Source organism: Pseudomonas sp. NA-150 (genome assembly GCF_044336365.1).
GTDB lineage: Bacteria > Pseudomonadota > Gammaproteobacteria > Pseudomonadales > Pseudomonadaceae > Aquipseudomonas.
This window is the reverse complement of record NZ_CP172305.1, coordinates 2,619,240-2,632,038: the sequence shown is the minus strand read 5'-3', so window position 1 is coordinate 2,632,038 and position 12,799 is coordinate 2,619,240. Positions and strand designations below refer to the sequence as shown.

At 57.0% G+C, this 12,799-nt stretch carries 14 protein-coding genes; 13 read left to right on the top strand and 1 reads right to left on the bottom strand.

The window, feature by feature from the left end; translation table 11 throughout:
• Positions 1 to 67: 67 nt before the first annotated feature.
• The 4 genes from ACF0H7_RS12575 to ACF0H7_RS12560 all read left to right on the top strand — a co-directional run bounded on the left by ACF0H7_RS12575 (position 68) and on the right by ACF0H7_RS12560 (position 3,555).
• Positions 68 to 928 (top strand): HpcH/HpaI aldolase/citrate lyase family protein, encoded by an 861-nt coding sequence (locus ACF0H7_RS12575; protein ID WP_397453077.1) that lies wholly within the window; start codon positions 68 to 70, stop codon positions 926 to 928.
• A gap of 73 nt (positions 929 to 1,001) precedes the next feature.
• On the top strand, positions 1,002 to 1,142 hold the full coding sequence (locus ACF0H7_RS12570) for a hypothetical protein (protein ID WP_397453076.1): 141 nt from the start codon (positions 1,002 to 1,004) through the stop codon (positions 1,140 to 1,142).
• Positions 1,143 to 1,158: 16 nt separating this feature from the next.
• Entirely contained in the window at positions 1,159 to 2,031 is an 873-nt protein-coding gene (locus tag ACF0H7_RS12565) for an amidohydrolase family protein (RefSeq protein WP_397453075.1), read from the top strand.
• A gap of 45 nt (positions 2,032 to 2,076) precedes the next feature.
• A complete protein-coding gene (locus ACF0H7_RS12560; protein WP_397453074.1) occupies positions 2,077 to 3,555 on the top strand; it encodes an MmgE/PrpD family protein in 1,479 nt (492 codons plus the stop codon).
• 119 nt (positions 3,556 to 3,674) lie between these two features.
• Here the strand turns inward: ACF0H7_RS12560 and ACF0H7_RS12555 are convergent, their stop codons facing one another.
• Entirely contained in the window at positions 3,675 to 4,604 is a 930-nt protein-coding gene (locus ACF0H7_RS12555) for a LysR family transcriptional regulator (protein WP_397453073.1), read from the bottom strand.
• A 150-nt stretch (positions 4,605 to 4,754) separates the two neighbouring features.
• Here ACF0H7_RS12555 and ACF0H7_RS12550 point away from each other — a divergent pair, with 150 nt between their 5' ends.
• The 9 genes from ACF0H7_RS12550 (at position 4,755) to ACF0H7_RS12510 (ending at position 12,729) form a co-directional block, all read left to right on the top strand.
• On the top strand, positions 4,755 to 5,351 hold the full coding sequence (locus tag ACF0H7_RS12550) for a hypothetical protein (protein ID WP_397453072.1): 597 nt from the start codon (positions 4,755 to 4,757) through the stop codon (positions 5,349 to 5,351).
• A 74-nt stretch (positions 5,352 to 5,425) separates the two neighbouring features.
• Positions 5,426 to 6,757, top strand: coding sequence for a cation:dicarboxylate symporter family transporter (locus ACF0H7_RS12545; RefSeq protein WP_397453071.1), 1,332 nt, complete (start codon positions 5,426 to 5,428; stop codon positions 6,755 to 6,757).
• 11 nt (positions 6,758 to 6,768) lie between these two features.
• A complete protein-coding gene (locus ACF0H7_RS12540; RefSeq protein ID WP_397453070.1) occupies positions 6,769 to 7,329 on the top strand; it encodes a carboxymuconolactone decarboxylase family protein in 561 nt (186 codons plus the stop codon).
• Positions 7,330 to 7,341: 12 nt separating this feature from the next.
• Positions 7,342 to 8,160: an SDR family NAD(P)-dependent oxidoreductase gene (locus tag ACF0H7_RS12535; RefSeq protein ID WP_397453069.1), complete on the top strand. Its 819-nt coding sequence runs from the start codon at positions 7,342 to 7,344 to the stop codon at positions 8,158 to 8,160.
• 57 nt (positions 8,161 to 8,217) lie between these two features.
• Positions 8,218 to 9,042, top strand: a complete 825-nt coding sequence (locus tag ACF0H7_RS12530) for an amidohydrolase family protein (RefSeq protein WP_397453068.1) — start codon at positions 8,218 to 8,220, stop codon at positions 9,040 to 9,042.
• Positions 9,043 to 9,073: 31 nt separating this feature from the next.
• Complete coding sequence (locus tag ACF0H7_RS12525; RefSeq protein WP_397453067.1) at positions 9,074 to 9,244, top strand: hypothetical protein; 171 nt, start codon at positions 9,074 to 9,076, stop codon at positions 9,242 to 9,244.
• A 45-nt stretch (positions 9,245 to 9,289) separates the two neighbouring features.
• Positions 9,290 to 10,081: a substrate-binding domain-containing protein gene (locus ACF0H7_RS12520; protein WP_397453066.1), complete on the top strand. Its 792-nt coding sequence runs from the start codon at positions 9,290 to 9,292 to the stop codon at positions 10,079 to 10,081.
• Positions 10,082 to 10,104: 23 nt separating this feature from the next.
• The gene (locus ACF0H7_RS12515) at positions 10,105 to 10,983 is read left to right on the top strand and encodes an alpha/beta fold hydrolase (protein WP_397453065.1); all 879 of its coding nucleotides are present in this window, start codon (positions 10,105 to 10,107) and stop codon (positions 10,981 to 10,983) included.
• A 366-nt stretch (positions 10,984 to 11,349) separates the two neighbouring features.
• The gene (locus ACF0H7_RS12510) at positions 11,350 to 12,729 is read left to right on the top strand and encodes an OprD family outer membrane porin (RefSeq protein WP_397453064.1); all 1,380 of its coding nucleotides are present in this window, start codon (positions 11,350 to 11,352) and stop codon (positions 12,727 to 12,729) included.
• Positions 12,730 to 12,799 lie beyond the last annotated feature (70 nt).

Below are 12,799 nucleotides of genomic sequence, written 5' to 3'. Positions count from 1 at the left end.
ATTTGCAATATAGATCCCGCTGCGCCTGCCTTGGCGCGGCCTATAAGAAAAACACCGAGGATCGTCAATGCGCAGCAAACTCTTCGTGCCCGGGTCGCGCCCCGAACTCTTCGCCAAGGCATTGGCCTCAAAGGCAGATGCCATCAGTTTCGATCTGGAAGATGCGGTCGACCCAAGTGCCAAAGACAGCGCCCGCCAGCTGCTATCCGACTTTCTGCGCACGCTGCAGCCCTCAACCAAAACCATCGTGGTTCGGGTCAACGATCAGTCCTCTCCACACTATGAAAACGATCTGATTGCGCTGGTCGGCACTGCGATGCAGGTCATCAATCTGCCGAAAGTTGAATCCGCCGAACAGATTCAATCCCTGGCTAAGCGTCTTGACGAGCTTGAAGCACAGCACGGCATCACTCAGCCCATAGCGATTTTAGCGACCATCGAGTCCCCCAAAGGTCTGCGTAACGCGGCTGCCATTGCCGCCGCAAGCCCACGGGTCAACGGCCTGCAACTGGGTCTCGCCGACTTGCTGGAACCCTTGGGCATTGATCGCAAGGACCCGTGGACGCTGCATCAAATCCGCCTGAATCTGCGTCTTGCGGCGGGTGAAGCGGGCGTGGCGACCTACGATTCAGCATTCGCCCGGGTCAACGACCCCGAGGGTTTCGCTGCTGAGGCCAAGACTGCGCGGCAACTGGGATACGAGGGTAAATCCTGTATTCACCCGACCCAGATCGATCTGGCGAACCAGGCATTTCTTCCCGATGCCGATCAGATCGCGCACGCATTGCGCGTTGTCGAGGCGGCGGAAAAAGCCGAATTGGCCGGTGTCGGCGCCTATCTGGTCGATGGCCAGATGGTGGATGGACCGTTCGTGCGCAGCGCTCAGACGCTCTTGGCACAAGCGCGTAGTGCGGGTCTGACGAACTAATCAATTTTGCCAGCGCACAACACAAACGCGGCATCTTCCACGCCGCGTTGAAAACAACAATAAAGAGGTGGGTATGCACAACGCTGATCTACTCGCCACGCCAGCCAGGTGCCTCAGTGGTATTGACGACACCGGCGGCACTGCGATCCTGAATGCTGGTGCAAACACGGTGATGCTGGCGTTGCTGCTGCTCTCGCAACTGCCGCCGACCTGAACCCGGAGCCTGAGCCATGACCCTATTTTCAGTTCCTCATTCTTTGAGCACCGAGCGCCCAAGCCCCGTGCTGCCGGCAAACGCTTGTGATGCCCATCTGCACATCCTGGATGCGCGGTTTACGCCCGCGATTACTGGCACTCCGACTCCGGCCAATATGACCTGGGACGATTACCTACTGTTGCAGGCACATCTGGGCTGCAGCCGAGCCGTGATCGTTCAGGCCAAGCACTACGGCTTCGATAACGCCTGCCTGCTCGACGCCATTGCACGCAGCAAGGGCCGCGCGCGCGGTATCGCAGTGGTCGCGCCCGACATCAGTGACATTGAGTTGGAAAACCTGCACCAAGGCGGCGTTCGCGGCTTGCGTTTCAGTCTGTGGAACAGTGGCAACGCAGTCGCCAGTTGGGAAACCCTCGCGCCGTTGGCTGCACGCATCTACGAGTTGGGCTGGCATATCCAGCTGCACGCGGCGGCTGAACAACTGGTCGCCCATGAGCGGTTGATCGACAGCCTGCCAACTCCACTGGTGATCGATCACATGGGCCGTTTGCCGCCGCAACAAGGCTTGGAACACCCGGCAGCGCAGCTGCTGCGCCGCTGGCTGGAGGAAGGGAAAACCTGGATCAAACTGTCCGGCGCCTACCTGAACAGTGACAGCGGCGCGCCCAACTATGCGCCGACGCTGGCGACGGCGCGGCAACTGATCGAATGGGCACCACAACGCCTGTTCTGGGGCAGTGACTGGCCGCACATCACAGAACAGCACAAGCCCGACGACGCCCATCTCGCCAACCTGCTGGGTGAATGGGCCGGCAAGTACAGGCAACAAATTCTGGTCGACAACCCTGCCGAATTCTATGGATTTGTCGACGTTGAAGGCCTGTAAGCAAAAATATTCGCGCCTAAAAACTACAAAAGCACTGGAGTGCTCATGCCCTACATGATCGATAGACGCCGCCTGCTCGGGGCAATGACCTGCCTGGCGCTGATGCCAGCGTTTTCATTCGCTGAAGATAAAACACCTGCGACTGGCTCTACCCCCAAGACGATTGCTGAGCAACTGGCTGATTATGTGGCAGCGACTCAGTACAGCGCCTTGCCACCGGACATCGTTGAGCGGGTGAAGGCGCATTTTATCGATGCCATGGGTTGCGCTATCGGCGCGATTAACCAGCCACAAGTGCAACAGGTGCGCAGTGTGGCGCTGGCGGCCATGCCGGGCGGCGTGTCGACACTGATCGGCACGACACACAAAACAAGCATGGATTTGGCTTCATTCGCCAACGGCGCGGCTGTGCGCTACTTCGACCTCAATGACTCCTACGCTGGCAAAGAAGTCGGCCACCCGAGCGATAACATTACGCCGTGCCTGGCAGTGGCCGAGGCGCAAAAATGTTCCGGTCAGGACCTGATTCTTGCCATTGCGCTGGCCTATGAAATTGATTGCCAACTCCTCGACACCGTGCAAATCAGTGCCCGGGGTTGGGACCACCCCAATTTCAGTTTGCCTGCCGCTGCGCTTGCGGCGGGTAAGCTGATGAGGCTGTCGACGCACCAGTTAACCGAAGCAGTCAACCTGTCCTTTGCCGGACACATGGCAATGAATCAGACCCGCTTGCAGGTGCTGTCGAACTGGAAAGGGCTGGCAGACGCCGAGGCCGGGCGCAACGCGGTATTCGCTGTACAGTTGGCGCGCGCCGGTCTGACCGGGCCGGCGCCAGCCTTCGAGGGAAACGCCGGATTTTTCAAACAAATTTCAGGCCCGTTTACGCTCGACACTGAGCTATTCGGCGGCCGCGCCGGAACGTTCAAAATCGCCGAGTGCCAGGTCAAGCCTTACCCGGCTCAAGCCCTTCTACAGACAGCAATTGTTGCCGCCGCAAGAGTCGGAAAAGCCATTCCAGACACCGCTTCGGTGAAGTCGATCGTGATAGCGACCACCCGTGCAGGTCATCAGTATTCAGCCGAGTCGCCGGACAAATTCGCACCCAAAACTCGTGAGACGGCCGATCATAGCCTGCCTTACATAGTCGTACGGGCGATGCTCGATCACGAGATCAAGGACTCCAGCTACTCGGATGAAGCGCTGCAAGACCCTCGATTGGTTGCGCTGCTGAAGAAGCTGACGGTGGAAGAAGACGACGTTCTGACCAAGATGTCACCACAGCGGCTTCCGACTCGGGTAACCGTGACCCTCGAGGACGGACGTGTGATCACCGAGCAGGTCGATGACCTTCCAGGCTTTGGCGGTAAACCGCTTGACCGACGAGGCACTGAAGAAAAATTCTTTCGGTCAGTCAACGGCGTCTGGTCACAGAAGCAGTCACAGGCCTTTTTCGATGTGGCGTGGCAGCTTGATCAGCAACGCGATCTCTCTCACTTATTGCGGCTTATGATTGTAAAAGCTTGAGCTGAGGTAAAACTCAAGGCTGTCGATTCTTCCATTGGGCGGCGGCGCGGGTCATGCCGGGTGGTCCTGATCAGGACTGGGAAAACACCGGGCAGCCACTCACGCAGCCTGGTGCTGACTCATTCCTCACCCAACCACACCGCAGCGTCCTTCCACTTTCCCTCAGTGACGAGCAGTCTGAGTTGCTGAATCAAGAGGTGTTCCCAACTGGCAGCTAGCCGACTATTACGCCGCTCACGCAAGCTGGTAAGGGTCACGGTGGAACGGATACCTGGCCGTTCGATGGTGTGCACCGAAAGTCGTCCCAGGGCAATGTCATCCTGAACCGCTGCGTTAGCCAGGATCGTATAACCCAAGCCCTCCTCCACCAATCGTTTGGTCAGGAGCACGCTGTCGACTTCAATATCAACCTTCAACCTGACGCCGTTCTGCACAGCCGCCTGCTCCACCAATCGGCGGTTGCTGTGCGGCAAACTCGGCAAAATCAACGACAAGTCCGCAAGTTCATGTATCCGCACAGCACGCTCAGCCTCACCTGGCGGACCGACCAGGACCATGGGCTCACTAAACAGCGGCCGCACTTCAAACGCCTCAAGTAATGGCTGGTTGTAGACCACCGCCACATCCACACGACCATCGAGCACCCATTCCTGCAAAGATCCACTCAGACCTTCACGTACATGCAAAGAAGCCCTAGGCCAGAGCTGGCGAAAGCTTTTGATCAGTTGCGGCCCGATCACGGCACCGATAGCCGGAGGCAAACCCACGGCCAGATGACCTCGTTCCTGTTCCGCGCTGTTACGGACGTGATCAGTTGTCTCCTGGAGGTAATGCAGCATCATTTCAGCGCGCTCCAGCAATCGTGCGCCCGCGGCTGTCAATTCCACACCACGCCCATGGCGGGTCAGCAATTTGACATTGAGTTGCTCCTCGAGCTTGGCAATCTGCCGGCTCAGCGCGGGCTGCGCGATATACAAATCCCGTGCGGCACGACTGAAACTGCCCGCGTGAGCCACTTGTACGAAGGAACGAAGCTCTCGAATGTCCATCTGCGCAACCCATGCTTGTTTGGCATAGAGTCCTATGAATAAAAGGTTTTTGTCCAGTTAAACGATGTTCTCTATGCTGGAGACATATAGGAGAATAACAATGAATCACTCCAAAACCTTATCTGCTACCCACATCTGTGAGCTCCTGATATGAGCGCCGCGACGCTCGCGGTGCTAATGGAAGCCCCCTCCTCACTCGAGGAAGAATTCAACGACTGGTACGACACGGAGCACTTTCCACAGCGCATCGCATTACCTGGTTTCCTCAAAGGCCGTCGCTGGGTGTGCCTTCACAGCTGGCCCCGCTACCTCGCGGTGTATGACCTTGTCGACAGCAGTGCGTTGCGTACTTGCGAATACCTGTCCGTTTCGGGTCAGCACTCAACGCCTTGGAGTCGTCGCGTGCTGCCCCGCACTGTCGGCAGACAACGACTGGTGCTCGAGTCACTGAACGATGTCGAGGAATCCGCCATCTCCGAGTCACTGTTGTTCGCATCCTGGTCAGCAACAGAAGGCAAAGACATCGAACCCCTGATGGTGGCTATTAACGAAGTGACTCAACGCCTGCCAGGCCTTTGTTCCGCACGCTTTTTTCGTGGAGCAACTGACGAATCGAATCCCTCGAGATCGCTGTATCTGATTGCAACGTTTGATCACCACGTCGATATCAACTCATTGCAGCCGCTGCGCAGGCCTTCAGCGATCGGCAGCACGCTTTTCAACATGTATATCCCCTACAACCGCTGAGGCAGCGATACCACACACGACGCTTTTGTTCTGCTCACACAAAAATAATGACGCACCAAGGCGAGGACACCTTTATGAACCACCTGAAGAAACTGCACATACAAGTGTTGATTGCGCTGGTTGCGGCAATCGCCTTGGGCCTTCTGGCACCGTCCTGGGCCGTCGCGATGAAACCGCTGGGCCAAGCCTTTATCGCCCTGCTAAAAATGATGCTCGCTCCCATTGTGTTTTTCACCCTGGTACACGGCCTGGCGCACGTCAAAGACATGCGCAAACTGGGGCGAATGGGGATGAAATCGCTGCTATATTTCGAGGTCGTCAGCACCCTCGGCATGGTCGTCGGCATGGTATTGGTGAACGTCGTTCAGCCGGGTTCCGGTCTGCACGCCACCAATCTTAACGAGTCGGCTGAAGCGATAAAGGCGACCTCAGCTGCTGGCAGCATTTCAGCTATTGATTACCTGCTCGGGTTAATCCCCCACACGCTGGTTGATGCCTTCGCCAAAGGCGACATCATTCAGGTCCTGATCATCTCCATGTTGGCGGGCCTGGCAATCAACCGTGTCGCAGGCCCCGATTCGCTGATCGTCAAAGGCATAGAAGAAGGCCAGAGCGTGCTGTTCCGCATGCTCGGCTTCATCATGAAGCTGGCGCCACTGGGTGCCTTCGGCTCCATGGCGGCGGCGGTTGGCAGTTATGGCGGCGCCACCTTGCTCTACCTGTTGAAATTAATAGCCGTCTACTACGCCGCTTCGTTGTTCTTCGTCTTCGGCGTTCTGGGTTCTATCAGTTGGTCGATCGGCCTGCCTTTCTGGGCCGTACTGCGGATCATCCGCGACGAGATCCTACTGGTGCTGGGCACCGCTTCTGGCGAAGTCGCCTTCCCTCGCTTGCTGGAAAAGCTCAAGCGCACGGGTTGTGATGAAGTGGTGGTTGGCTTCGTACTGCCAGCCGGCTACAGCTTCAACCTCGACGGCACTTCCGTGTACATGGCCGTTGCCATTGGCTTCATCGCGCAGGCCACCGACACCCCCTTCTCCATCTGGCAACAGGTGGGACTGCTGGCAATTCTCAGCCTGACATCCAAGGGCGGCACCACCGTTGCCGGCGGCGGCTTCATCAAACTGGCGGCGACCCTGCAATCGGTGCAAACCCTGCCACTGGGTGGCCTGGGCCTGTTGTTCGGCATCGACCGGATGATGGCCACCGCCATGGCGTTGGTGAACATCGTCGGCAACACCATCGCGGTCTACGCCATTGCTCGCTGGGAAGGTGCCTTTGATCCAAAAGCGTTTGAACGAGAGACCGGTTGTGCCCCGGGCAAAAGCCTGCTGGGCGCTCCAGCCGGATCAGAAGTCACGGCCAGCCAAGAAGCGCGCGCCATCCCTCATTCGCAAAAACCTTGAAGGAATACGACATGAATCGTCTAGGCACCATTGATCCCGAAAACCTCAATGAAGCCCAGCGCGTCATTTATGACTCCATTGCCAGCGGTCCACGCAAAGGTGTTCGTGGTCCACTCGCCATCTGGCTGCATCGTCCTGAACTGGCGCAGTGCGCACAGAACCTGGGCCGCTACTGCCGTTACGACAGCAGCATCGAGCCACGCTTGTCGGAGCTGGCGATCCTGATGATGGGCCGCCATTGGCTGGCTGAATACGAGTGGGCAGCGCACAAGCCTTTCGCCCTTGAAGCCGGGCTGTCGATCGACGTGATCGACGCCATTCGAGACGGCCGCGAACCTGATTTCAAACATGAAGACGAGACCCTGGTTTACGCCTTCATTCGTCAACTGCATGACCAGCGTCAGGTAGACGACAGCCTGTACCAATCGATCAGCAAGGCCTTGGGTGAAACCGCCGTGGTCGACCTGGTGGGTATCGCCGGCTACTACACGCTGATCTCCATGACCATCAAGGTATTCGAGGTTCCGCCACCAGCCGGTGTGCTCCCCGAACTGCCAACTTCCCTTGCGTGAGGTTTCAACACCATGAACGAACTCAACACAGCCAACACCCGTTTGCAGGACAAAGTAGTCATCGTCACCGGAGCCGGTTGTGTCGGGCCAGGCTGGGGTAATGGTCGCGCAGTTGCCGTCCTTTTCGCCCAGGCCGGTGCACGCATCTTCGCCGTGGACAAGAACATCGAAGCGATGGAAGAAACCCTGCACCGCATCAAAGAGATCGGCGGTGACGTGGTTGCCCATGCGTGTGATGTCACCAGCAGCGAATCGATCAAGGCGATGGTTGCCGCGTGCAAAGAGACCTATGGCCGCGTCGACGTACTGGTCAACAACGTCGGTGGTTCGTCTGCCGGTGGTGCCGTGGCACTGGACGAAGACAAGTGGGACATGCAGATCGCGCTGAACCTGAAGAGCGTGTACCTGACCTGCAAATATGTGCTGCCAATCATGGAAGCTCAAGGTTCCGGGTCGATCATCAACACCGCATCGACTTCCGGCATTCGCTGGACCGGCTCGGCTCAGGTGGCCTATGCGGCGAGCAAGGCCGGGGTTATCCAACTGTCCAGGGTGACCGCTGTCGAGTACGCGCCAAAAGGCATTCGGGTCAACACCGTGGTCCCTGGCCAGTTGCACACACCAATGGTGGAAGCACGCCTTGCCGGGCAACGCACCGGGGGCGACATCAGCAAGCTGCTCGACAGCCGTCTGGCGCGTATTCCGATGGGTTTCATGGGTGACGGTCGCGACACGGCCAACGCTGCACTGTTTCTGGCCAGCGACGAATCGCGCTTCATCACCGGTACCGAGATCGTCGTCGACGGCGGCATGACCGCACGTTGCGACTGATACCCCGGCGTTGTCGGCAACGACAAGGCCACCTTTTCAACGATGGGTTGGATCTTCATGAACTCACAACTTCCTCGCGGTGCCTGGGATTGCCACACCCATATCTATGGGCCGTGGGATCAGTTCCCTTTGCCTAAAGACGCTGCGTATCACCCTGCGGCCGCCCCTTTTGATGCATTGCTTGAAGTCCATGCTTCGATGGGCATCGAGCATGGAGTTCTCGTGCAGGCCGCGCCCTACGGGACCGATCACACTGCCATTCTTGCAGCCATCGCCCGCAGTGAAGGCCGCTACCGCGCCGTTGGCTTGATTGACGCGCAGACCACCGACGAACAGCTGCAGGCGCTACATGACGGCGGCATGCGCGGAATCCGCTTCAACCTGATGGGGCATCTGCCAGGCAACCGCGATCCAGAATACCTTCGTGGTCTCGCCGAACGTGTACGGCCTCTGGGCTGGCACGTCCTGCTGCATGGTGAAATGGAAACGTTGCTTCCCGTGCTCGACGCCTGGAAGACCCTGCGCACGCCATTGGTGATCGATCACATGGCCCGTCTTGACCTGACTCAACCGGTCAACGAATCCAACCTCCAGGCATTGGAAGACCATCTGCGTCTGCCCGATCGCTGGATCAAGGTCTCGGGTATCGACCGCGCCATGCAAGGTGCCTCAGCGCCTTGGTCGCAAGGTTTGAAATGGGTCAGGCGTTTTCTCCAACATGCGCCCGAACGAACAATCTGGGGCTCGGACTGGCCGCACCCGAACATCAAAGGCAACGTACCCGACGACACACGACTATTGGACTTCCTCCTGGAAGCCTGCGAAGAGCCGGCATTGCAAAAAGCCGTTTTAGTCAATAACCCGGCCGCGCTCTACGCCTGACCGAAACTGGCACCTGTTGCAGGAAAAAAACATGGATTCCATTGACTGGCAACCAAGCCTGAGAACCCCCGACCCCGCCGTTCGGATACTCGACCCGCGCTTCGAAACCTATCGTCTGCCACATGCCACGGTTGAGAGGCTGGGCGGCGGCATGCGCTGGGGTGAAGGCCCGGTGTTCTTGAACACTCAAGGTGCAATCTGAACTCGGATGCACATTTCATTTAACCCAACACCCGAAGGTACTGTCGTGAAAAAAACAACAAAGACAACCCTGCTGGCCTCTGCCGGTCTCACCGGACTTATGGCCCTCACCCCCATTGCCAACGCCACGGAGCTGAAGATCATTGCCAGCGGCGCGCTCAAGGGCGCCATGCAGCATCTACAACCAGCCTACGAAAAAGCCAGTGGCAATACCTTGGTCATCAGTTGGGGGCCTTCGATGGGCGAATCGCCAGAATCGATCCCGCAGCGCATCACACACAAAGAGCCAATGGACCTGGCGATCATGGCGAGTGAAACGCTGGATCAACTTTCCAGCACCGGTGCATTCGAGTTACCCACACGCACTGATATAGCGACTTCGCGGATCGGCGTAGGTGTGCCAAAGGGACAGGCCAAACCCGACATCTCTACCCCTGATGCGCTGCGTCAATCGCTGCTCGATGCACACAAAGTTGCCTACTCCCAAGGAGCCAGCGGAACCTATATCGCCTCGACTCTGTTCAACAAACTGGGTATCGCCGAACAGATGAAAACCAAAACGATCGTGATCGAAGGCAAAGAACTTGTCGGCACGGCCCTCGCTCGTGGCGAAGCCACCTTCGGCATGCAGCAGGTCAGCGAGCTGAAGGTGACACCAGGTGTCGACTACATCGGCCCGCTGCCGGAGTCATTGCAAAAGATCAGCCTATTCACGGCCGTCGTTGCCAAGGACTCAAGCCAGGTCGCTGCCGCCAAATCGTTTATCCAGTACCTGACTAGCAAACCGGCGATTCAACTGCTTGAAGAAAGCGGACTTGAGCCAGGCAAACACCTTTAATCAACCCCGGAAGGACAATAACAATGAAAACATTTCCAATGCATTGGTTGGGCTGCGCCCTGCTCGCCTTTAGCGCTATTTCTCAAGCAGATACGACCCTGGAACACAATCTGGTCAAGTACGACAATGTACAGATCGACGTTACCGCACAAGGCAAAGGTCCAGTCATCGTAATGCTGCCATCGCTTGGCCGTTCAGCCCGTGATTACGACGCGGTCGCTGCCGACCTCCAGGCCAAAGGGTTCCGCGTTGTGCGCCCGGAACCCCGGGGCGTCGGTAAGAGTGTCGGTCCCATGGACAACCTTTCGGTCCATGACTTCGCCAAGGACGTCGCCGCTGTCGTAGAGCATGAAAACCAAGGGCCAGTCGTGGTCGTCGGCCATGCATGGGGCAACTTCCCTGCCCGTCAACTCGCGGCGGATCGCCCAGAGCTGGTTAAAGGTGTGGTGCTCGCAGCGGCCTCGGCAGGTAAGGTTCCGCCAGGATCGACAGAAAAGCCGATTGGCCCTGAAATGCGAAAAGCCATCGATGGCGCAGGCGACCTCACGCTTTCCAGAGAGCAGCGCCTTGCGTACCTCAAGGAGGCGTTCTTCGCGCCAGGCAATGACCCTTCAGTGTGGCTGGATGGCTGGAATGAAGCCACCCATGAAGCGGAATCCCATGCACGCAACACCACACCGGTGGACGACTATTTCGCTGCGGGTAATGCACCGATCCTGGACTTACAAGGCGAAGCTGACGCTGTTGCACCACGGCGCTTCTCTGGCGTCCTGAAAAACATGGTCGGCGCTCGAGTGACGGTGGTCGTCTTGAAAAATGCAGGCCACGCTATGGCGCCTGAGCAACCAGAAGCCATGGCGTCGGCAATCGCAACTTTCGCAAAACGGGTTTACGGCCTGTAATTGCAACTGGACCGGTATGACTTAACTCATACCGGTCTTCGGGCCGTGAGAAACCAACTCGCAAACATCGGCTCAATCAACGGGTCCCCCCCATGAATCAGAGTCAATAGGGATTCGCTAATCACTAAGTAGCGAGCTCGCTATTACAAAAACGACAGACGCGGCCATATTGGTTAATCCTCTTTGGAAACTATTCCGTTAACCGATTCTCCGAACCCGCTCTCAACTGTTCTCGGTCAGCGGCAATACACATTATTGCCAATTAACAAATACTGCCAAAAATTACAATCGCTCATGCACCACTGATCCGCACACGAATTCGAAAAGCAAAACTTAATAAAAAAAATAAAACCAAGGAGCATTTCATTGAAAAAGCAAAATCTCGCGGCAACTATCGCGCTGGCCGTTCTGTCACTTCACGCTCAAGCAGATGATGCGGCTAAGCCACAGGGATTCCTGGAGGCCAGCAAGCTCTCTCTCAGTTCCCGTACCTATTACAATGAAAACGATGATCACTCCGCGGGTGGGATCAACCAGCGCGAAACCGTTGAAGTTGTGAAACTCGACTACAAATCCGGCTTCACCCAAGGCATGATCGGGGTCGGTATCGATGCTCAGATGATCTACGGCCTGCACCTCGAAGGCGGCCCAGGTCACCACCTGGGTACAGGCAGCACAATCTGGCCAAGCGACCGCGACAACTCGGCTCAGGACGACTTGGCCCGCGGGGACGCAAACGTTAAATTCCGCCTGTCCAAAACTGAATTACACGTTGGTGGCGCTCTGGCTCCTCAGCTGCCAATCCTGTTGGCGAACGACAGCCGCCCAATGCCGCAGAACTTTGACGGTGGCATGATCACCTCCAAAGAAATCGACAACCTGACTCTGAACGCGGGTCAATTGGAACACTCCACTGGCCGTGCATCGACCAACAGCACGGCGTTGTCGGTTGCAGGCGCAACCAAGGGCAGCAACCAATTTCGTTACGCCGGTGGTGACTACAAGGTCACCAAAGACCTGACCGTGCAGTATTACTACGCCAACCTGGAAGACTTTTATAAGCAGCACTTCTTTGGTTTGGTCCACCTACTGCCACTGGGTGACGAGCAGTCCTTCAAGACTGATCTGCGCTACTTTAACAGCAGCTCTGACGGCAAAAACAGCAGCGACACCGCTGGTTACGCGTTCAACAACAACGGTGGCTACGCCAAGCACGCGGGTGAAGTTGATAACGTCACTTGGAGCACAATGTTTACCTACCAGTTGGGCGGTAGCAAATTCCTCCTTGGCTATCAGAGCGTCAGTGATAACGGCGGTTTCGTTGCGCTGAACCAAGGTAACGTCACCGCAGATGGTAAGCCTCTTGCTAAAGATGGCTCCAACAGCGAAGACAACGGCGGTAATAGTTACTACCTGTACACTAACGCCTTGATCGGCACCTTCATTCGAGCAGGTGAAGACACTTCGTTCGGTCAATATTCATACGACTTCGTACGACTCGGCGTGCCTGGCTTGAGCGTTTTCGTCAACTACATGCGTGGTAATGACATTAAGGACGCGAAACTCACCGGCGTGACTCACACGGAATGGGAGCGTGACGCAGGTGTCGACTACGTGATTCAGAGCGGCTACCTGAAGGGCTTTGGTACGAGTCTGCGTACTGGCAGCTACCACGCTGGCGGAACCGGGATTGCCAATCAGGACCAGACTCGTCTGATCTTCAACTACACCTACAACTTTCTGTAAGTGCGTTGATCGCATAAACAAAAATCCGCTCGGTGGTTTTTTGTTTATGTGGACGTCTATTTTGAGGACA

Bases quoted from the DNA above. Each gene is read 5' to 3' on its own strand.
- ACF0H7_RS12575 (WP_397453077.1), top strand. From the start codon at position 68: ATGCGCAGCAAACTCTTCGTGCCCGGGTCGCGCCCCGAACTCTTCGCC.
- ACF0H7_RS12570 (WP_397453076.1), top strand. From the start codon at position 1,002: ATGCACAACGCTGATCTACTCGCCACGCCAGCCAGGTGCCTCAGTGGT.
- ACF0H7_RS12565 (WP_397453075.1), top strand. From the start codon at position 1,159: ATGACCCTATTTTCAGTTCCTCATTCTTTGAGCACCGAGCGCCCAAGC.
- ACF0H7_RS12560 (WP_397453074.1), top strand. From the start codon at position 2,077: ATGCCCTACATGATCGATAGACGCCGCCTGCTCGGGGCAATGACCTGC.
- ACF0H7_RS12555 (WP_397453073.1), bottom strand. From the start codon at position 4,604: ATGGACATTCGAGAGCTTCGTTCCTTCGTACAAGTGGCTCACGCGGGC.
- ACF0H7_RS12550 (WP_397453072.1), top strand. From the start codon at position 4,755: ATGAGCGCCGCGACGCTCGCGGTGCTAATGGAAGCCCCCTCCTCACTC.
- ACF0H7_RS12545 (WP_397453071.1), top strand. From the start codon at position 5,426: ATGAACCACCTGAAGAAACTGCACATACAAGTGTTGATTGCGCTGGTT.
- ACF0H7_RS12540 (WP_397453070.1), top strand. From the start codon at position 6,769: ATGAATCGTCTAGGCACCATTGATCCCGAAAACCTCAATGAAGCCCAG.
- ACF0H7_RS12535 (WP_397453069.1), top strand. From the start codon at position 7,342: ATGAACGAACTCAACACAGCCAACACCCGTTTGCAGGACAAAGTAGTC.
- ACF0H7_RS12530 (WP_397453068.1), top strand. From the start codon at position 8,218: ATGAACTCACAACTTCCTCGCGGTGCCTGGGATTGCCACACCCATATC.
- ACF0H7_RS12525 (WP_397453067.1), top strand. From the start codon at position 9,074: ATGGATTCCATTGACTGGCAACCAAGCCTGAGAACCCCCGACCCCGCC.
- ACF0H7_RS12515 (WP_397453065.1), top strand. From the start codon at position 10,105: ATGAAAACATTTCCAATGCATTGGTTGGGCTGCGCCCTGCTCGCCTTT.